12 protein-coding genes and 1 pseudogene are annotated in these 19,361 nt (G+C 71.0%); 12 read left to right on the top strand and 1 reads right to left on the bottom strand.

The annotated features are described in order from the left end of the window. The first annotated feature begins 244 nt into the window (after nucleotides 1-244). From CFP65_RS12260 to CFP65_RS42485, 9 genes and pseudogenes are all read left to right on the top strand, one after another. Nucleotides 245-2,359, top strand: coding sequence for an APC family permease (locus CFP65_RS12260; protein WP_254552354.1), 2,115 nt, complete (start codon nucleotides 245-247; stop codon nucleotides 2,357-2,359). 485 nt (nucleotides 2,360-2,844) lie between these two features. Further along, on the top strand, nucleotides 2,845-4,185 hold the full coding sequence (locus tag CFP65_RS12255) for a class I SAM-dependent RNA methyltransferase (protein ID WP_371682528.1): 1,341 nt from the start codon (nucleotides 2,845-2,847) through the stop codon (nucleotides 4,183-4,185). 376 nt (nucleotides 4,186-4,561) lie between these two features. Next, nucleotides 4,562-5,824, top strand: coding sequence for a sodium:proton exchanger (locus CFP65_RS12250; protein WP_104816131.1), 1,263 nt, complete (start codon nucleotides 4,562-4,564; stop codon nucleotides 5,822-5,824). Between the two features lie 434 nt (nucleotides 5,825-6,258). Next, complete coding sequence (locus tag CFP65_RS12245; protein ID WP_104816130.1) at nucleotides 6,259-6,501, top strand: toxin-antitoxin system HicB family antitoxin; 243 nt, start codon at nucleotides 6,259-6,261, stop codon at nucleotides 6,499-6,501. Then, the gene (locus CFP65_RS12240; protein ID WP_104816129.1) at nucleotides 6,498-6,929 is read left to right on the top strand and encodes a fic family toxin-antitoxin system, toxin component; all 432 of its coding nucleotides are present in this window, start codon (nucleotides 6,498-6,500) and stop codon (nucleotides 6,927-6,929) included. The genes CFP65_RS12245 and CFP65_RS12240 overlap by 4 nt, the downstream gene beginning before the upstream one ends. 206 nt (nucleotides 6,930-7,135) lie before the next feature. Next, complete coding sequence (locus CFP65_RS12235; RefSeq protein WP_104816128.1) at nucleotides 7,136-7,960, top strand: putative RNA methyltransferase; 825 nt, start codon at nucleotides 7,136-7,138, stop codon at nucleotides 7,958-7,960. Between the two features lie 348 nt (nucleotides 7,961-8,308). Then, nucleotides 8,309-9,598, top strand: a complete 1,290-nt coding sequence (locus CFP65_RS12230; RefSeq protein ID WP_104816127.1) for an AAA family ATPase — start codon at nucleotides 8,309-8,311, stop codon at nucleotides 9,596-9,598. A 228-nt stretch (nucleotides 9,599-9,826) separates the two neighbouring features. Next, nucleotides 9,827-10,141: pseudogene (locus CFP65_RS40770) on the top strand (nucleotide pyrophosphohydrolase); the annotation flags it as partial. 433 nt (nucleotides 10,142-10,574) lie between these two features. Beyond that, nucleotides 10,575-11,786 (top strand): DUF6099 family protein, encoded by a 1,212-nt coding sequence (locus tag CFP65_RS42485; protein ID WP_158702147.1) that lies wholly within the window; start codon nucleotides 10,575-10,577, stop codon nucleotides 11,784-11,786. Nucleotides 11,787-12,215: 429 nt separating this feature from the next. On the opposite strand, the gene dapD is transcribed toward CFP65_RS42485, so the two are convergent. Continuing rightward, nucleotides 12,216-13,205 carry a 2,3,4,5-tetrahydropyridine-2,6-dicarboxylate N-succinyltransferase gene (gene dapD / locus CFP65_RS12215; protein WP_104816125.1) on the bottom strand — a complete coding sequence of 330 codons (990 nt, stop codon included), beginning with the start codon at nucleotides 13,203-13,205 and terminating at the stop codon, nucleotides 12,216-12,218. A gap of 248 nt (nucleotides 13,206-13,453) precedes the next feature. Here dapD and CFP65_RS12210 point away from each other — a divergent pair, with 248 nt between their 5' ends. The 3 genes from CFP65_RS12210 to argF all read left to right on the top strand — a co-directional run bounded on the left by CFP65_RS12210 (nucleotide 13,454) and on the right by argF (nucleotide 19,321). Next, entirely contained in the window at nucleotides 13,454-15,304 is a 1,851-nt protein-coding gene (locus CFP65_RS12210) for a 3' terminal RNA ribose 2'-O-methyltransferase Hen1 (RefSeq protein ID WP_168219594.1), read from the top strand. Continuing rightward, complete coding sequence (locus CFP65_RS12205; RefSeq protein ID WP_254552353.1) at nucleotides 15,301-18,060, top strand: polynucleotide kinase-phosphatase; 2,760 nt, start codon at nucleotides 15,301-15,303, stop codon at nucleotides 18,058-18,060. The genes CFP65_RS12210 and CFP65_RS12205 overlap by 4 nt, the downstream gene beginning before the upstream one ends. A gap of 259 nt (nucleotides 18,061-18,319) precedes the next feature. Then, nucleotides 18,320-19,321, top strand: coding sequence for an ornithine carbamoyltransferase (gene argF, locus CFP65_RS12200; protein ID WP_104816124.1), 1,002 nt, complete (start codon nucleotides 18,320-18,322; stop codon nucleotides 19,319-19,321). Nucleotides 19,322-19,361 lie beyond the last annotated feature (40 nt).

Genomic DNA, 19,361 nt, shown 5'->3' with positions numbered 1-19,361 from the left:
CGCAAACACCGTTCATCCGCCTTCCGCACCCCGCGTCACGGGGTGATCTACGAGCCGCGCCCTCGGACGGGTGCGGCGGGGCAACAAGGGTGTTGCCCACAAGCTCATCATCCGACACGCTAGCCGACCGCTCGAACGCAGTCCCGACGAAGGTGGGCACCGCGGTCTGGGAGGCGCCTGAATGAAAGGTGGGTACGGAGGTCGGCGCCCGGGAGAACAGCCTCTACGATTCCTTAACGTGCCTATGCCTGCCGACCTACCGAAACGCATCCTGATCGGGCGCGCCCTCCGCAGCGACAAGCTCGGAGAGACGCTCCTGCCGAAGCGGATCGCGCTGCCCGTCTTCGCCTCCGACGCGCTGTCCTCCGTCGCCTACGCGCCCGAGGAGATCCTCCTCACGCTGTCACTGGCGGGGGCCTCGGCCATCCACTTCTCCTGGCAGATCGGGGTGGTCGTCGCCGTCGTCATGCTGGCGGTGGTGGCCTCGTACCGGCAGAACGTGCACGCCTACCCGAGCGGTGGCGGCGACTACGAGGTCGCCACCGTCAACCACGGGCCGAACTCCGGCCTGGTGGTCGCCAGTGCGCTGATGGTCGACTACATCCTCACCGTGGCGGTCTCCACCACCTCCGGCGTGGCGAACGTGGTCTCGGCGGTGCCCGCGCTGCGCGGGCACGAGTTGGGGCTCTCCGTCACGCTGGTGGTCCTGCTGATGGGGATGAACCTGCGCGGGGTCCGCGAGTCGGGCACGGCCTTCGCCGTGCCGACCTACGCCTTCATGGCCGGCGTCATCGGGATGCTGCTCTACGGGCTGGTGCGGCACTTCGGCTTCGGGGCGCAGATGCACGCCGAGAGCGCGGGCTTCCACCTGGAGGCGACGCCGGGGAACGGCTCGCTCGCGGGCTTCGCACTGGTCTTCCTGCTGCTCAAGGCGTTCTCCTCGGGCTGTGCGGCGCTGACCGGTGTCGAGGCGATCAGCAACGGCGTGCCGGCCTTCCGCAAGCCCAAGAGCAAGAACGCGGCGACCACGCTGCTGATGATGGCCACCATCGCCGTCGCGATGTTCATGGGGATCATCTACCTGGCCCACCTGACCGGGACCCAGATGGCGGAGAACCCGGCCGAGCAACTGCTGGGCGCGCCCGCCGACTACCACCAGAAGACCGCGCTGGCCCAGATCAGCGAGGCCGTATTCTCCAACTTCACCCCGGGCTTCTACTTCATCGCCGGCGTCACCGGGCTGATCCTGGTGCTGGCCGCGAACACCGCCTTCAACGGCTTCCCGGTGCTCGGCTCGATCCTGGCCCAGGACCGCTACCTGCCGCGCCAGCTGCACACCCGCGGTGACCGCCTGGCCTTCTCCAACGGCATCATCCTGCTGGCCGTCGCGGCGATCCTCTTCATCGTGGCCTTCGGCGCCGACCCGAACCGGCTGATCCAGCTCTACATCGTCGGCGTCTTCGTCTCCTTCAACATGAGCCAGTCGGGCATGATCCGGCACTGGACGCGGCTGCTGCGGACCGAGACCGACTCGAAGAAGCGCCTGCACATGCAGCGCAGCCGGGCGATCAACACCTTCGGCCTGGTGATGACCATGGCCGTGCTGATCGTGGTGCTGGTCACCAAGATCAGCCACGCCTGGATCGCGATCGCCACCATGGTGGTGCTCTTCGTGATGATGAAGGCGATCCGCCGCCACTACGACCGGGTCTCGGCCGAGCTGGTCGCCGCTGAGGAGCCGGACGACGTGGTGCTGCCCACCCGGGTGCACGCCATCGTCCTGGTCTCCAAGCTGCACAAGCCGGCGCTGCGCGCCCTCGCGTACGCCCGCCTGGCGCGGGCCCACACGCTGGAGGCCGTCACCGTCAACGTCGACCCGGCCGACACCGCCGCCCTGCGCAAGGAGTGGGACGAGCGGGGGATCGAGGTGCCGCTCAAGGTGCTCGACTCGCCGTACCGCGAGATCACCGGTCCGGTGCTCGAGTACGTCAAGAACCTGCGCCGGAGCAGCCCGCGCGACGTGGTCTCGGTGTACATCCCCGAGTACGTGGTGGGGCACTGGTACGAGCACCTGCTGCACAACCAGAGCGCGCTCCGGCTCAAGGGGCGACTGCTCTTCAAGCCCGGCGTGATGGTCACCTCGGTGCCGTGGCAGCTGGAGTCCTCCGAGCGGCGGCAGCCGCAGAAGGCGTGGTCGGCTCCGGGCGCGGTGCGGCGTGGTGAGCCGAGGCAGCAGAATGTACGGGTCGGGGTTTCGGGCGGCTCGGGTGCATCTGGCACCTCGAGCGGCCCGGGCACTCCGGACTCCGCCGCTGACCGCAGTGGCACCGCCGACCGCAGCAAGGACGCATCCTCGTGAGCCGCAACACCCCGCCCCGCCCCTCCGGTAAGTCGGGCAAGTCCGGCGCGAAGCCCGGCAAGTCCGGCACCAAGCCCGGGCAGGTCGCCCGGCCGCGCTGGGGGGCCAAGCCCGCCCGTCCGGCCGCGACCGACCGGGACGGCTACACCGCGCAGACCGCTCCGCTGGCGCCGGGCGAGACGGCTGCCCCGTCGGGGGCGGCCGGCTCGGGCGGCCGCTCGGGCGGCGGTGCTGGGGCGGATGGCCGTCCGGGTTCGGGCGGACGTTCGGGTGGCGGCGCCGGGGCGGGGAAGGGCTCCGGTGCAGGTGCCGGCGCTGCTTCTGGTTCCGGTGCGGGTGGTCGGGCGAAGAAGGCTGCGGGTGCTGGCGACGGTGCTGCTGCCGGCTCGGGTGCCGGTGCCGGTGCCGGTGCCGGTGCGGGCCGGGGGCGGGGCGGGCAGCAGGCCCGGGCGGGGCGCAAGCAGGGGGTCCGGCCGCCGAAGGCGGTGCGGACCGCGCAGCCGGTGCTGCGGGTGCCTGCCGGTGATCCGCTGGTCGGCGAGCGCTACGAGGTCGAGGTCGGGCCGGTCGCGCACGGCGGCGGGCACTGTGTCGCCAGGCACGAGGGCCGGGTCCTTTTCGTCCGGCACACGCTGCCGGGCGAGCGGGTGATCGTCGAGGTCACCGAGGGCACCACCAAGTCGCGCTTCCTTCGCGCCGACGCGGTGGAGGTGCTGACCCCGTCCAAGGACCGGATCGCTGCGCCGTGCCCGTTCTCCGGACCGGGCAAGTGCGGCGGCTGCGACTGGCAGCACGTCACGCCGGGCGGGCAGCGCAAGCTCAAGGGACAGGTGCTGACCGAGCAGCTGGCCAAGCTCGCCGGGCTGACCCCGGCCGAGGCCGGCTGGGACGGCAGCGTCGAGCCGGTCGGGGGCAAGCTCCCGGCGGGCGAGGTGCCGCGCTGGCGCAGCCGGGTGCAGTACGCGGTCGACCCGGAGAGCGGCGAGCTCGGGCTGCGCAAGCACCGCTCGCACGAGATCCAGTCGGTCGACCAGTGCCTGATCGCCTCGGCCGGCGTGGCCGAGCTGGGCCTGGAGACCCAGGACTGGACGGGGCTGAGCTCCGTCGAGGTGATCGCCTCCTCCGGCTCCTCGGACCGGCAGCTCATCCTCACCCCGGTGCCGGGTGAGCAGCTGCCGCTGGTGGAGCTGGACAAGCCGGTGGCGATCGCCCGGATCGACGAGCAGGACAACTTCCACCAGGTGCACGGCCGTACCTTCGTCCGTGAGCGGGCGGCCGGGCGGACCTGGCGGGTCAGCAACGGCGGTTTCTGGCAGATCCACCCGGAGGCGCCGGACACCCTGGTGGACGCCGTGCTCGCCGGGTTGGACCCGCAGTGGGGCGAGAACGCGCTCGACCTGTACTGCGGCGTCGGGCTGTTCGCCGGTGCGCTGGCCGACCGGGTCGGCGAGGACGGTGCCGTCCTCGGCATCGAGTCCAACAAGCAGGCCGTGGTCGACGCCCGGCACAACCTGGCGGCCCTGGAGAACGTCCGGATCGAGTGCGACAAGGTCGAGACCCTGCTGCCCCGGACCGGCATCACCTCGACCGACCTGGTCGTCCTGGACCCGCCCCGCGCGGGTGCCGGCCGTGAGACCGTCAGCCACCTCGCCGGACTCTCGGCGCGGCGGATCGCGTATGTCGCCTGTGACCCGGCGGCACTCGCCCGGGACCTGGGCTTTTTCAAGGAGCACGGCTACCGGCCGGTCTCGCTGCGGGCCTTCGACCTGTTCCCGATGACCCACCACTTCGAGTGCGTGGCCATCCTGGAGCCGGTGAAGGGCTGACCGGAGCAACCGCCGCCGCAACGGCGGCGTGACGTCCACGAGCTGGTGGACGAGCTGGTGGACGAGCTGGTGGACGAGCGGGTGGTGTCGGCTGGGGGTTTCCCGGCCGGGGCCGCCCGCTCTGCCGTTTGAGGACTGCGCGGGGAAGGCGGATGGCCGGGGTTGGGAGCTGGGTGGTCAGGGTTGGGAACCGGGGCTGCGAACCCGGGGGATGGGGGAGTAGGGGCGGGGGCTGAACGGTCTATTGCGGCGGGCGTGGTGGGGGTGGGGCGCCTAGCCTCCTGGTACCGGCGATGGTCGGTGGGAGCTGCTGCTGTGGTGGTGCGGGTTTGCTGCTGTGGCGAGCTGGGGCCAGGAAGGCTTGTGAGGTCGGCTGATGAGTGCGGCGCCCGAGGTCGGAACGGTGGAGGCGGAGGTGCCGTCGGCGGAACCGCCCAGTCGGCGGACGACGGCCCTGCGGATCGGTGTGGCCTGTGTCGGGGCGGCTCCTGCGGTCGGGTTGCGGCTGGCGGGGGTGCACCTGGAACCGGTGCCGGGGATGGTGGTCTTCGGGATCGGGGTGCTGGCGGCTGCACTGTTGCTGATGTGGGCGGCCGAGACGGCTCGAGCTGACATCTCCGGGCCGCTCGCACTGGCCCTGCTCGCATTCATCGCGGTGCTGCCGGAGTACGCCGTCGACCTGTACTTCGCCTACACCGCAGGCAGCAAGCCGGAGTACGCGGCCTACGCTGCCGCCAACATGACGGGCGCGAACCGGCTACTGGTGGGCGTGGGCTGGCCACTGGTGGCGCTGGCGGCGTACTTCTCCGCGCGGCGAGCCGGGAAGCGGCCCGGGATCGTGCTCCGGGAGCACCGCCGGATCGATGTGGCCTTTCTGGGAGCGGCGGCGCTCTTCGCCTTCGTGATGCCACTGACGCGGGAGATCTCGTGGGTGGTGGCCGTGGTGTTGATCGCTTGGTACGGCTCCTATCTGTATCGGATCGGGCGGTGCAGCGAGACGGACGAGGAGGAGCTGGTCGGGGTGCCGGCCCGGCTGGCCCAACTTCCGGCCGGGCGGCGGAAGCTGACCACGGTGTGCGTCTTCCTGGTGGCTGCGGGGGTGGTCTTCGCCTGCGCCGAGCCGTTCGCCACCTCGCTGGTGGACGCCGGCGCTTCGCTGGGCATCGACCGGTTCCTGCTGGTGCAGTGGCTGGCGCCGTTGGCCTCGGAGGCACCTGAGCTGATCGTCGCGGTGGTGTTCGCGTGGCGGCTGCGCGCTGATGACGGTCTTGGCGCCCTGCTCTCCAGCAAGGTCAATCAGTGGACGCTGCTCATTGCCTGTCTCCCTCTGGCGTACGGGGTGGGTGGAGGTGGCTGGTCCCTGCCGTTGGTCGAGCGGCAGGTGGACGAGGTGATGCTGACTGCGGCTCAGACGGTGCTGGCCGTGGTGTTGCTGTTGGACCTGCGGTTCCTGTCGTGGAAGGCGGGGCTGCTGTTCGGTCTCTTTGTGGTGCAGTTCGTCCTGCCGGGAGAGAACGCACGGTTGGCGCTGAGTTATGTGTACTTGGCGTTGGCGGTCGTGCTGCTTACCAGGAAGTGGGCTGAGCTGAAACCCACTGCGGTGGCGGTGACTGGTCGGGTGGAGGGGGACCCCCACTAGTCGTGGTGCCGGCGGTGCCTACGGATGGTGATAGCGAGCCCGGGATCGATCGCAGAGAGTCATCTGAGATCACCGTAGGGCGACGCACGTTCGAAGGGAAGGGGCGTCAAGCAGGCTCATGCTGAAGAGTGGCGATTTCACTCGTTCGGCGGTGAAGGTGGCTGGAGGGTGCCCTGGTACGCCTGGGAGTGCCCGGCGGCTGATCCCGGCGGCTGAGCGGGCTGGCTGGCCGAGGTGGAGGCGATGGCGGTCGGTAGGGGGTCAGCGGGGTTCGCGGGGTTGGGGATGTGGAGGTGGAGCCGGCCGGGGGCCACGGTGTGTGGGTACGCGGTGACGTACGGGGTATGGGGGAAGAGCGCGCGGTCGGGGGTGTGTGGCGCGGGGAGGCTGGAATGCGCCCTTGTTGTGCTAGCACCTCGGCGCTAGCTTGAAGTATGGCCAAGAAGCAGCTGAATGTCCGGGTGGACGCCACCACCGCCGAGATGGCCCGCGAGCGGGCGGAGCAGCAGGGGATCAGCATGAATCAGTACATCGAACGGCTCGTCCAGCAGGACATGGGCGAGTCGGGGCGGCTGTTCGTGGAGAAGGCGGCCCAGTTCATGAAGGAGTACGAGACGGCGTTCCTCGCCGAGTTCGGCGAGCGCGGCCAAGCCGAACTCCAGGACGTGCGCCGTTGAAACTTGAGGTCGACCTCTCCTGGCTGCTGATGACGGCCGAGCAGTACACCCCGGGCGATCCGCAGGTCACCGACTACGGATCGCTGCTCGCCGCGGTCGCCCGTCACCAGGCCGACATCTTCGACATCGCGGTCTACCCAGAGCCGCATGATCGCGCGGCGGCGCTGATGCACCAGCTCATCCGGGTGCCCGCACTGGAACGCAACAACGAGCTGTTCGCCACCGCCGTCGCCTACGCCTACCTGTCGGCGAGCGGGTGCTCCGTCGCCACCACGGCGCGTGAGGTGCGCAGTCTGGCCCGGGCGATCCGCGAGGGCAAGCTCGGCGTCGGGGGCGTGGCGGAGCGCCTCGCCGCCTGGGTGGTGGACGATCCGGAGGACGAGGAGGTGAGTGGCGAGGACGACGGGGAGGAGGGTGACGCGGACTGAGCTCCGAGCGGGGTCGCCTCAAAGCAGGGTCGCCTCCGATTAGGGTCGCCTCGGTGTGGGGGCGCCTCCGCGGGGGGCGTGATCACCCGAAGCCGGGCGGATCGTGGCGTGGAGGCCGGGCGCGCGGTACCGGCGGGGGCGCGGGAGCGGTACGGATGCGCTGAGTACCCTGGGGGTTCACATCCCCACGCGAGGAACGACTGACGTTGCTGCAGGACATCGAGCGATACCTGGCCTGCCCGCACTGCACCCAGCGGCTCGCCCTCGACGGGCGGACGCTGCGCTGCGCCGCAGGCCACAGCTTCGACCAGGCCAAGCAGGGGTATGTCAGCCTGCTGCCCGGCGATGCGCACACCGGTACCGGCGACACCGCCGAGATGGTGGCCGCCCGTAGTGACTTCCTGGCAGCCGGGCACTACCAGCCGATCGTGGCAGCCCTGGCCGGTGCCGCCGGCGGACCGGTCGACGGTCTGGTGGCAGACCTCGGGGCCGGTACCGGCCACTACCTGGCGCACGTCCTGGAGCACACCGGCGGGGTCGGTGCGGCGCTCGACATCTCCAAGTTCGCGCTGCGGCGCGCGGCCAAGGCCCATCCGAGGATCGGTGCCGTGGTCTGCGACGCCTGGCGCCCGCTGCCGCTCCAGGACGGCTGCGCCGACTTGGTGCTGAACGTCTTCGCACCGCGCAACGGCCCGGAGATCCAGCGGATCCTCCGACCGGGTGGCCGGCTCCTGGTGGTCTCGCCGACCTCCCGTCACCTGGCTGAACTGGTGTCAGCGCTCGGCCTGCTCTCGGTCGACGAGGACAAGGACCGCCGGATCGACGAGAAGCTCGGGCCTTGGCTCACTCGGACGGAGCAGGTCGAGGTCGACTTCCGGCTGGCCCTCTCGCAGGCGGAGGCAGCGGCCGTGGTGGCGATGGGGCCGAACGCCTGGCACACCGACGCTGGGCGGCTGGCGGCGGCGCTCGCCGAGTTGGGTGAGCCGGTGTCGGTGACCGGTGCGGTGCGGGTGACGACCTACACCCGCTGAACCGTCGGTGCCTGCTCGCTCGTGTTCCGGCGTACGCCTTCCGTCATCCGCCTTCCGTCGCACGCCTTCCCGCCACCCGCCGCTTCCTTGTCTGCTTACCTGCCCTCCCCGACCGGGTGATCGGCTGACCCCCTGCCGCGTCGTCGCCTTCCCCGGGACCCACCTCACGCGCACGGGTCTCGTCGCGCCGCAGCCCGGTGGCTTGGGTCTGCTGAACCGTCTCTCCCGGAGACCTGGCCGGTAAGGCGCATTACCGGCGTTGACCAGGGGATCAGGCCGGGACTCGATGGGATGAACCTGGCGAGAAGGCACGTTTCGCCTCCTCCGACGGCGGCTAAGGTCCCCCGGGTGACCAGCGAAGCCTCGCCCGGCCTGCGGTCGGGGGAAACCCAGCCGCCCGCCACCCGTCCCGTCTTCCGCCCCGCTGTCGAGGAGCTGAGACTCACCTCCTTCAAGTCGTACCGCCGGACCTCCCTGCCGCTCTCTCCCCTGACCGTCCTCTACGGGCCGTCAGGGGTGGGGAAGTCCAATGCGATGGACTCGCTGACGGTGCTCTCCCGCCTCGCGCTCGGCGAGCCCATCGCACCTTCACTCGATGGCGTCGGCGGCACCTCGGGCCCGCTCGCCACGCCCGTGCGGGGTGGGCTGGTGGGCTGTGTACCGCACGGCCGCAACGCGATCATCCTCGGTTGCACCGTGCGCTCCCCGGCCGGGCCCATCCGGTTGGAGCTGGTGGTCCGCACCGACGGTCCCGTGCGGGTGGCCCGGGAGTGGCTGACCTGCGACGGTCGGACCCTCATGGAGACCGGGGAGCAGGACGTGGCGCGCGGGCGGATCAACGTCACCTGGCACAACGACACCCGGCAGGGTGACATCCGCGCGCCCTTCCCGAGCTGCTCGCTGATCACCAGCCAGATCCCGCTGCGAGTGGCTGGGTCGTCAGCGGGCGAGCGGATGGTGCTCGCCGCGAGCGAGCACCTGCTCACCGCGCTGCGGGAGGTCTTCCCGCTGCACCCCGAGCCGGCGCAGATGCGTGGTTGGGTGGAGCACGAGAACGACGCGCGGCTGCTCGGTACGGCTGCCAACATCTCGCCGGTGCTGGCCCGGTTGAAGGGCGAGTGCACCCGGCGCTACGGGAAGCTGCTCAAGGCCGTTCAGGCCGCTGCGCCGCACCCCTTGCTCGGTCTGGACGTCGCGCGCCGTGGCCCGGAGGCACGTCAGCAGTTGATGGCCGTCTTCGACGAGGGGGTCCTCGGGCGGACCACTGCCGACCAGGCCTCGGACGGCATGCTGCGGCTGCTCGCCTTCGCGGCGGTGCTGCTGACCGGCGCGGGTGTGTTGGACGTGGATCCGGCCGTGGAGGTGCCCGCGGCGCACCGGCAACTCACCGTGCTCGCCGAGGACCTCGGGGCTGGCCTCGCGGCGGACCAGGTCGCCGCCCTGCTGCGGGTCGCGCGGGAGGTGTGCGATCGGGAGGATGTCCGGCTGCTCGGCGCTCTGCAGGAACCGACGGCTGCGCGTGAGGTCGGCGGTATCGAGTTGGTCGAGTGCCGTAGGGACCCGGCGACCGGGCACAGCGTGCTGCGGCCGGAGACGCCTCGGGTGCCGGCCCAGGCGGCCGGGGTAGTGGGAAGTTGACCAGGCGTCGGGTGGGGGTGGTCGGTGCGCTGGGTGTGTGCACGGGGGCCTCCTTGGCTGGTCCGGGGCTGTGAGCTGGTGGCTCGTGTGCGGTAGACCTTGGGGGTGAGCGAGCGAGAGACGGACATCGAGGTGGCGGGGCGGTCGGAGTCGGTGGAGCCGGCCGCGTGGGCAGGAGCAGCGAGGGCGGGCGCAGCGCGGCCGGCGGCTGCCGGGCGGAGCGACGCGCTGAGCGCCTTGCAGGAGCGCTTGACCGAGTTCGCGGTGGCGCGGGACTGGCAGCAGTACCACCTCCCCAAGAACCTCGCTGCGGCGCTGAGCGTCGAGGCCGGAGAGCTCCTGGAGATCTTCCAGTGGCTCACTCCCGAGCAGGCCGCAGCCGTGATGGCGGATGCTGACCGCGCCCACCGGGTGCGGGACGAGGTCGCGGACGTACTGGCGTACCTGTTGCAGTTCTGCACGGCCGTGGGGGTGGATCCGGTGGTCGCGCTGGCGGAGAAGATCGAGCGGAACGAGCTTCGCTTTCCGGTGCCCAAGCGGGGGCCGGAGGGTGCTACCGGCGCGGCGGCCGGTACTGATGCGGTAGCCAGTACTGATGTGGTGGCCGGTGCCGGCAAGGGGGCCGGTGCCGGTAAGGGGGCCGGTACCGGCGCGAGCACCGGCGCCGGTACCGATACCGGTGCTAGCGCCGGTGGTGACGAGGATGACTGAGGTTGGCCGGTTCGGCCGAGGACTCTTTCAGACCTGGGGATAACTGGGGTGGGCTAGCACCCCTTGGAGGCCGAATGGGTGTCTCCCCGTAGGCCATGTGGGGGACAAGGGTTGTCCACAGGCCGGGGTTGTCCACAGCTTTCAATTGGTTGCTGCGCGAAGCTTGGTCGCGCAGCACGCTTACGCCGTGAACGACCGCCTGAGAGGGCGGCCACGAAGCCGTCCGCGAGGGCGGCCACGACGTGAGCGAAGGGAGCGGCGAGAGATGGAAGCGCTGCGACTGATCAAGACCGGTAGGCATGCTCTGGCCCAGGCCCGAAGCGTGGGTGACGTACTGACGGAGGCTTGGCAGACCGGGATGCTCACCGAGCTGATCGGTGCCCGGATCGCCGAGGCCGAAGAGGGAGAGCTCGGTGCGCTCGGCCAGCTGCTCTGTGAAGCGGGCGCGCACGCCGTCAGCTCGGTGGACCAACCGACCATGGCCGTGGCGGACGATGCTGAACCGGAGCCGGATTGGCACCGGGCCGATTGGAGCGGCCAGGGGCGGGCGGGGCGGATGACCGAGCTTGGTGAGCTCGCCCCGGTGCTGGCCGAGCTGGAGCGGCTGCTCCACGAAGTGGCTGACTCCTTGGTGGTGCTGGCCTGTGGCGCCGAAGGGGAGGGCCTCTACTGGCGGTGCATCGACGGCGTGGATGCCGGCTCCGAGTGCAAAGACCTGGTGGCCGAGCTGATGAGAGCGGTCCGTAGGGGCCAGCCGGACGAAACGGCTGCTGCCGCCCTCTATGGTCGCTCGGAGCTGGGTCTCGACGAGCTGGACCTCGACGATCTCGTCGACCTCGACTCCATCGAGGACCTCAGCCGCTCCAGGGGCTTGGACGATCTCGGTGGGCAGGAAGCCGAGACCACAGACGTCGGCAAGACGCGGACTGGCGCACGGGCGGCTGATCCGGAACCAGATTCAGACTCGGAGCTGGCTCCGGATCTTGAGCAGGACGCCGACTCGACACCGGAGGCGGAAGTGGCTTCGAGCTCGGCCTCGGCCTCGGAGTCGGGCTCGGACTCGCTGGTGGACGACGACGAGGCGACGGTGGTCGCCGCGGGCCGAGGCCCGGGCCCGGGCCGTTCGAGGCCCGGGCCGGTTGTGGAGCGGGGAGCCGAGGGCGGAGTACCGATACTGCTGGTGACGCTCAGCCCGCCGGTCAAGGGACGGGGCTACCAGCCGGAGGTCGCGGGGCCGGCGGAGCTGTCAGCCTGTCCCCGGCCCTCGACAGCCCTGGTGCCGGAGGATTGCAGGTCGGCGTCGAGCCCGGCCAGGTCGGCGTTGACGGAGTTGAGCAGGTCCTGCATCTGTTCGAGCAGGCTCTTGGGTGCCGCGGTGGGCGCCGGGAGGACGCCGGGGGTCTCGCGGGGGACAGCGGGTGTCTCGGACCAGGGCTCGGACATGAGGGGGCCCCTCCAGCTCGGTAGCGCGGTGTGAGTAGTCAGGGCAGTGACCGGGCAGCCGCCCGGGCCACCCGCCCCGGTGGTGCAACGAAGCGGCTTCTCACCTGGTCACGGCGGACCACTCGTAGAGGTCCAACCCTCGCCGGGGTCAGCCGCAGGAGTGACCTCGGGTTTGCGGCGCGCCGAACGGCTCGGCTAGCGGCGCGGACGGCCGTAGCAGTGCAGTACGAGCAGACGGTCGTGTCAGCACCAGCAGTGCGGGCCGTCCCGCCGACTCGAACAGGGCGGTGCCAGCGGCGGGCTGCCGGATAGCCGAAACCCCCGGCCCGTCACGGAAGCGACGAAACCAGGGGCCGGCGGAAGGGAGTCGAAAGGGCTCGGGAGGCCCGAGTCCGAGGGATTCCCGACAGCACATCAAAGAACCAGAGGCACGGAGTGGCCGTGTCGCCGGAACGAGAGGAGATCAGTTGTGAGCGTGCAGTTCGGCGTTGAGACCGCCCCACGAGCCGGACCGGGCGATGACCTCGACCGCGCCGCTCTGGGAGTTGCGGCGGAAGAGCAGGTTGTCCTGGCCGGAGAGCTCGACCGCCTTGGCGATCTTGCCGTCCGGGGTGGTCACTCGGGTGCCGGCCGTCACGTACAGGCCTGCCTCGACGACGCAGTCGCTGCCGAGGGAGATGCCGATGCCGGCATTGGCACCGAGCAGGCAGCGCTCGCCCACCGAGACGACCTGCTTGCCGCCGCCGGAGAGGGTGCCCATGATCGAGGCGCCGCCACCGATGTCGCTGTGGTCACCGACCACGACACCCGCGCTGATCCGGCCCTCGACCATCGAGGTGCCCAGGGTGCCGGCGTTGAAGTTGACGAAGCCCTCGTGCATGACGGTGGTGCCGACGGCCAGGTGGGCACCGAGGCGGACGCGGTCCGCGTGCGCGATCCGGACACCGGACGGGGCGACGTAGTCGGTCATCCGCGGGAACTTGTCGATCCCGTACACGGCCAGCTGGCCGCCCTGGGCTCGGACCGCGAGGCGGGCGCGCTCGACCTGGTCGACCGGCACCGGGCCGATGCTCGTCCAGGCGACGTTGGCCAGCAGGCCGAAGAGGCCGTCGAGGCTCTGGCCGTGCGGACGGACCAGACGGTGGCTCAGCAGGTGCAGCCGCAGGTACGCGTCGTGCGCATCGATCGGCTTCTCGTCGAGGGAGGCGATGGTGGTGCGCACCGCGACGACCTCGACGCCCCGACGCGCGTCCGCACGCAGGGCCTCGGAGGCGCCCTGGCCGAGGTCGGCGTCGGCCTCGGCGGCGGTCAGCCGCACGGTGCCGGCCGGGCCGGGCTCGGCGACGAGCTTCGGCGCCGGGTACCAGGTGTCGAGGACGGTGCCGTCAGCGGCGATGGTCGCCAGGCCGGAGGCGACAGCGCCGCTTGCGAGGGTGGAGGTTTCAGCAGTCACATCGTGCACGTTAACGAATCCCAGGGCCCGGTGCCGAACACGCTCACCGTGCGGACACCGTTGCCCGGGTCCCGAGCCCGCCCGCCGGCGGCGCGGCGAGCGGGGCCGGCGGCCGCCGGTCGGTCGCCGAAGGCGGGTCCGCGCAGCCCGCAAGCGGGTCCGGGTACTCCGCAGACGGGCCCTCACGGCCCGAGGGCGGGACGAAAACCCGTTACCGTCCGTGGTGCCGCTCGGCAATACTCGGAGAGGTGTTCATCTCGATCTCCACCACCGGTACGGCCGAGCGCCCAGCCACTGACCTGGGCTTTCTGCTGCACAAGCACCCCGACCGAGTCCAGCGGTTCGACACCTCGCACGGTGAAGCGCACGTCTTCTACCCCGAGGCGACCGAGACGGCCTGTACAGCGGCCCTGCTGTTGGACATCGACCCGATCGCGCTCGTCCGCAGGGGCCGCGGCAAGGGGCGCGGCGGCTCGCCCGACTTCGCGCTCGCCCAGTACGTCAACGACCGCCCCTACGCCGCGTCCTCGCTGCTCGCAGTCGCGCTGCGGACGGTGTTCCGTACGGCGATGAAGGGGGTCTGCGAGCACCGGCCCGGCCTCGCCGAGCAGCCACTGCCGTTGCGGGTCTCGCTACCCGCAGTACCGGTGAAGGCCGCAGGAGAGGGCGCTGAGGTGCAGGCGGACGGCAGCCCGGCGGCGCTGGTGCGGCGGCTCTTCGAACCGCTCGGCTGGCAGGTGACGGCGGAGCCCGTCCCGCTGGACGAGGCGTTCCCGGAGTGGGGCCCGTCCCGGTACGTCCGGGTCGAGCTCCAAGGGACGGTCCGGTTGGCGGAGGCCCTCCAGCAGCTCTACGTCCTGCTCCCCGTACTGGACGGCTCCAAGCACTACTGGGTCGCGCCGGACGAGGTGGACAAGCTGCTCGCGGCCGGTGGCGGCTGGCTCGGGGAGCACCCGGAGCTGGCGCTGATCACCCGTCGGTACCTGGCTCGTCGTTGGTCGCTGACCCGGACCGCGATGGCCAGGCTGGAGTTGGCCAGGCTTGCCGAGGCGGACGACCGGGAGGCCGAGGAGTTCGACAACGCGGTGGCCGAGTCGCTCGCTGACGAGGATTTGGCTGACCTGGCCGCCGAGTCGCTCAGGGCAGCAGGCGCTGCGGCGGCGCCTGACGGTGACGGTGATGGTGTCGGTGACGAGGGCAGGACGCCGAGCACGGCCCGTAGTGGTGCCGCGAGCGCCACCACCGACGATCGTGGTGAGGAGGTGAGAGAGGAGATGACAGCCATGGCGACGGAGCCCGACACGTCGGACGCCACGGACCCGCGGCTCGACGGGAAGCCCGAATCCCTCACGGCGCAGCGGCGACGGGCGATCCTGGTGGCGTTGGCCGAGACCGGCGCCGGGCGGGTGCTCGACCTCGGCTGTGGGCAGGGTGAGCTGGTCGAGGCGCTGCTCAAGGAGACCCGGGTGACTGAGGTACTCGGAGTGGACGTGTCGGTGAAGGCACTGACGGTGGCCGCCCGACGCCTGCGGTTGGACCGGATGCCGGAGCGGATGGCCGCCAGGGTCAAGCTCGTCCAGGGTGCGCTCACCTACACCGACAGCCGACTGAAGGGGTACGACGCCGCGGTCCTCTCCGAGGTCATCGAGCACGTCGACCTGCCCCGGCTGCCCGCCCTTGAGTACGCCGTCTTCGGCTCGGCCGCCCCGACGACCGTGGTCGTGACGACGCCGAACGTCGAGTACAACGTCCGCTGGGAGAGCCTGCCGGCCGGGCAGGTCCGGCACGCCGACCACCGCTTCGAGTGGGACCGGGCAACCTTCCGGGCCTGGGCCGAACGGGTCGGCCGCTCCTACGGGTACACCGTCACCCTCCGGCCGGTCGGCCCCCACGACGAAGAGGTGGGCGCCCCCACCCAACTGGCGCTGTTCCGCAAGGGCGTGGCTGAGTCCCGGGCTGCCATAGCCGCCCCCCAGGCCGCTGTGACCGTCGCCGGGGCAGTTGCAGTGACCACCACCGAATCCACCATCGAATCCGCCGCCGCACCGGCCGGTAGCACCACCGCATCCGCCGTGACCGAAGGGAGTGTGACTCGATGACCGAGGAGACCAGAGCGTACGAAGCGCCGGAGCCGGACGAGGTCGTCGATGCCCAAGTCCAGGCGGAGACCACGGTTGACGCGATCGAACATGACTCGATCGGACCTGACGCGACCGATGGCGGCGCGACCACCGCCGGGCCGCCCGGGACCGAGACCACCGAGACCGCCGGTGCTACGGCGGAGGCGGTCCGGGCGCGGGTGCTGGCCGTTACGGACATCTCGCTCGTGGTGCTGATCGGCACCACGGGGGCGGGCAAGTCCAGCTTCGCGCGGGCGCACTTCAAGCCCACCGAGGTGGTCTCCTCCGACTTCTGCCGTGGGTTGGTGGCCGACGACGAGAACGACCAGTCGGCCTCGGCCGACGCATTCGACGTGCTCCACTACATCCTCGGCAAGCGACTCGCCGCCGGGCGGCTGACCGTGGTGGACGCCACCAACGTGCAGCCCGAGGCGCGCAAGCAGCTGATCCGGATCGCCCGCGAGCACGACGTGCTCCCGATCGCGATCGTGCTGGACATCCCGCCGGCCGTCTGCGCGGAGCGCAACCGGCACCGGCTGGACCGTCAGCTGCCCCCGCACGTGATCCCGCGTCAGCAGCGCGAGCTCCGCCGCTCGATCAAGGGCCTGGAACGTGAGGGCTTCCGGAAGGTGCACATCCTCCGGGGCGAGGCCGAGGTCGCCGCCGCCGAGGTGGTCCTGGAGAAGCGTTTCAACGACCTGCGCCACCTCACCGGCCCGTTCGACATCGTGGGAGACATCCACGGTTGCCGGGCCGAGCTCGAGACGCTGCTCACCCGGCTCGGCTACACCCTCGGCCGGGACGAGCAGGGCCGCCCGATCGACGCGGTGCCTCCGCAGGGCCGTACCGCCGTCTTCGTCGGCGACCTGGTCGACCGGGGCCCCGACAGCCCCGGTGTGCTGCGCCTGGTCATGGGGATGGTTGCGGCCGGCCACGCCGTCTGCGTCCCCGGCAACCACGAGAACAAGCTCGGCCGCTGGCTGGACGGCCGCAAGGTCACCGTCTCGTACGGGCTCCAGGAGACCATCGACCAGCTCGCGGGGGAGAGCGAGGAATTCCGCCGGCAGGTCCGGGAGTTCATCCGCGGCCTGGTCAGCCACTACCTGCTCGACGGGGGTCGACTGGTGGTCTGCCACGCCGGTCTCCCGGAGAAGTACCACGGCCGGGCCTCCGGCCGGGTACGCTCGCACGCGCTCTACGGTGACACCACCGGCGAGACGGACGAGTACGGGTTGCCGGTGCGCTACCCCTGGGCGGAGGAGTACCGGGGCCGGGCGCTGGTGGTCTACGGGCACACCCCGGTGCCCAGCGCGAGCTTCCTCAACAACACCATCTGCCTTGACACCGGCTGCGTGTTCGGCGGCAGCCTGACCGCCCTGCGCTACCCCGAGCGCGAGCTGGTCAGCGTCGAGGCCGAGCAGGAGTGGTACGCCCCGGTCCGGCCGTTGCACAGCGATGCCCCCGGCAGTCGGGAGGGTCGTCCGCTCGACCTGGCCGACGTCGCGGGGCGGCGGGTGGTCGACACGACCCTGCACGGCCGGATCTCCGTCCGGGAGGAGAACGCGGCGGCCGCGCTGGAGGTGATGAGCCGCTTCGCGCTCGACCCGAGGCTGCTCACCTATCTCCCGCCGACCATGGCGCCCAGCGCGACCTCCCGGCGGGAGGGTTACCTGGAGCACCCGGAAGAGGCGTTCGCCGCCTACCGGGAGGACGGCGTGCGGCAGGTCGTCTGCGAGGAGAAGCACATGGGCTCGCGGGCGGTCGTACTGGTCGCCAGGGATCCGGCGGCGTTGGAGAAGCGGTTCGGGGTGGCGGGCCCCGGCGCGATCTGGACCAGGACGGGCCGGGCCTTCCTCAACGACGAGGAGTTGACCGACGCCGTGCTGGAACGGGTCCGGGCTGCCGCCGAGCGGGCCGGACTGTTCGAGGAGCTCGCCACCGGTTGGCTGCTGCTCGACGCCGAGCTGATGCCCTGGTCGCTCAAGGCCGTCGAGCTGCTCCGGCGGCAGTACGCCTCCGTCGGTGCCGCGGCCGGCGCGGCGCTGCCCACGGTGTTGACCGCGCTGGACCAGGCCGTCGCCCGGGGTCTCGACCTCGGCGAGCTGACCGAGCGTCAACGGCGACGAGCGGCTGACGCCGAGGCGTTCACCGCCGCGTACCGCCGGTACTGCTGGCCGACGGAGGGTCTGAACGGCATCCGCCTGGCGCCCTTCCAGGTGCTGGCGGCCGAGGGTGCCAACCTCGCCGTGCGCCCGCACGACGAGCACCTGGCCTGGATCGACCGCCTGGTCGAGGCCGACGACCCGGCTGCGCCGATCCTCCAGACCACCGGTCGCCTGCTGGTGGACACCTCGGACGAGGAGTCCGTCCGGGCCGGCGTGGCCTGGTGGGAGGGGCTCACCACCGCCGGTGGCGAGGGCATGGTGGTGAAGCCGCTCGGTTCGCTCGTGCGCGGCGCGACCGGCAAGGGTGGCCAGGGCGGGCTGGTCCAGCCGGGTATCAAGGTGCGCGGCCGGGAGTACCTGCGGATCATCTACGGTCCGGACTACACCCGGTACCTGGACCAGCTGCGCCAGCGCTTCCTCGGCCACAAGCGTTCGCTCGCCCTGCGGGAGTACGCCCTGGGCCTGGAGGCACTGGACCGGCTGGCGGCCGGGGAGCCGCTGTGGCGGGTGCACGAAGCGGTGTTCGCCGTACTGGCACTGGAGTCGGAGCCCGTCGACCCCCGGCTGTAGACGCCTGGTGGCGGAGGTCCATGGCGGGCGGCGAGCCGGGACGTGGGTCGGGTCTGGAGGGGGGACACGTAGGGACAAGTAGGGATAGGGATGGGGGCAGGTAGGGATGGGAGGTCTGGGCGGCGAGCTGGGAAAGTAACCGGGAGGGGAAAGGAGACGGTGCATAGAAATTCGTAGTGTCGTATACACTTCCCTTTCTCGGTGCCCGCCTCGGCATCCGTCTCGGTGTCCGTCCAGTTCTCGTACTCAGGAGCCCGGCATGGCGTTCAACCTTCGGAACAGGCACTTCCTCAAGGAGCTCGACTTCACTCCGCAGGAGTTCCGCTTCCTGCTGGGCCTCTCGGCGCAGCTGAAGGCCGCCAAGTACGCCGGCACGGAGCAGCCCCGGCTCCGGGGCAAGAACATCGCGTTGATCTTCGAGAAGACCTCCACCCGCACCCGGTGCGCCTTCGAGGTGGCGGCGCACGACCAGGGGGCGACCACCACCTACCTGGATCCCGCAGGTTCGCAGATGGGGCACAAGGAGTCGATCAAGGACACCGCCCGGGTGCTCGGGCGGATGTTCGACGGGATCGAGTACCGGGGGCACGGTCAGGAGGTGGTCGAGGAGCTGGCGGCCTACGCCGGGGTCCCGGTCTGGAACGGGCTCACCGACGAGTGGCACCCCACCCAGATGCTCGCCGACGTCCTGACCATCCAGGAGCACAGCGCGAAGCCACTCGGCGAGGTCTCCCTCGCCTACCTCGGCGACGCCCGCTGCAACACCGGGAACTCGCTGCTGGTCACCGGTGCGCTGCTCGGCATGGACATCCGGATCGTCGCGCCCAAGCAGCTCTGGCCCACCGAGGACGTGCAGAAGGCGGCCCGGGCGCTCGCCGAGACGACCGGTGCCCGGATCACGCTGACCGAGGACGTGGCGGCCGGCGTCGCCGGGGCCGACTTCCTCTACACCGACGTGTGGGTGTCGATGGGCGAGCCCAAGGAGGTCTGGGCCGAGCGGATCGACCTGCTGAAGCCGTACCAGATCTCGATGGAGACGATCCGGGCGACGGGCAACCCGGCCGTCAAGTTCCTGCACTGCCTCCCCGCCTTCCACGACCTCGGTACCGCGATCGGGCGTCAGATGTACGAGGCCACGGGCATGTCGGAGCTCGAGGTCACCGACGAGGTCTTCGAGTCGGCGCACTCCGTGGTCTTCGACCAGGCGGAGAACAGGTTGCACACCATCAAGGCCGTGCTGGTGGCCACGCTGGGCGCCTGAGTCCCCCACCTGGGTTCAGGGCCCGGCCCCACTGGCGGAA

The organism is Kitasatospora sp. MMS16-BH015 (assembly GCF_002943525.1).
In the GTDB taxonomy this organism is placed as follows: Bacteria; Actinomycetota; Actinomycetes; order Streptomycetales; family Streptomycetaceae; genus Kitasatospora.
The sequence above is the reverse complement of the archived record's forward strand: the minus strand, read 5'-3'. Positions and strand labels throughout refer to the sequence as shown.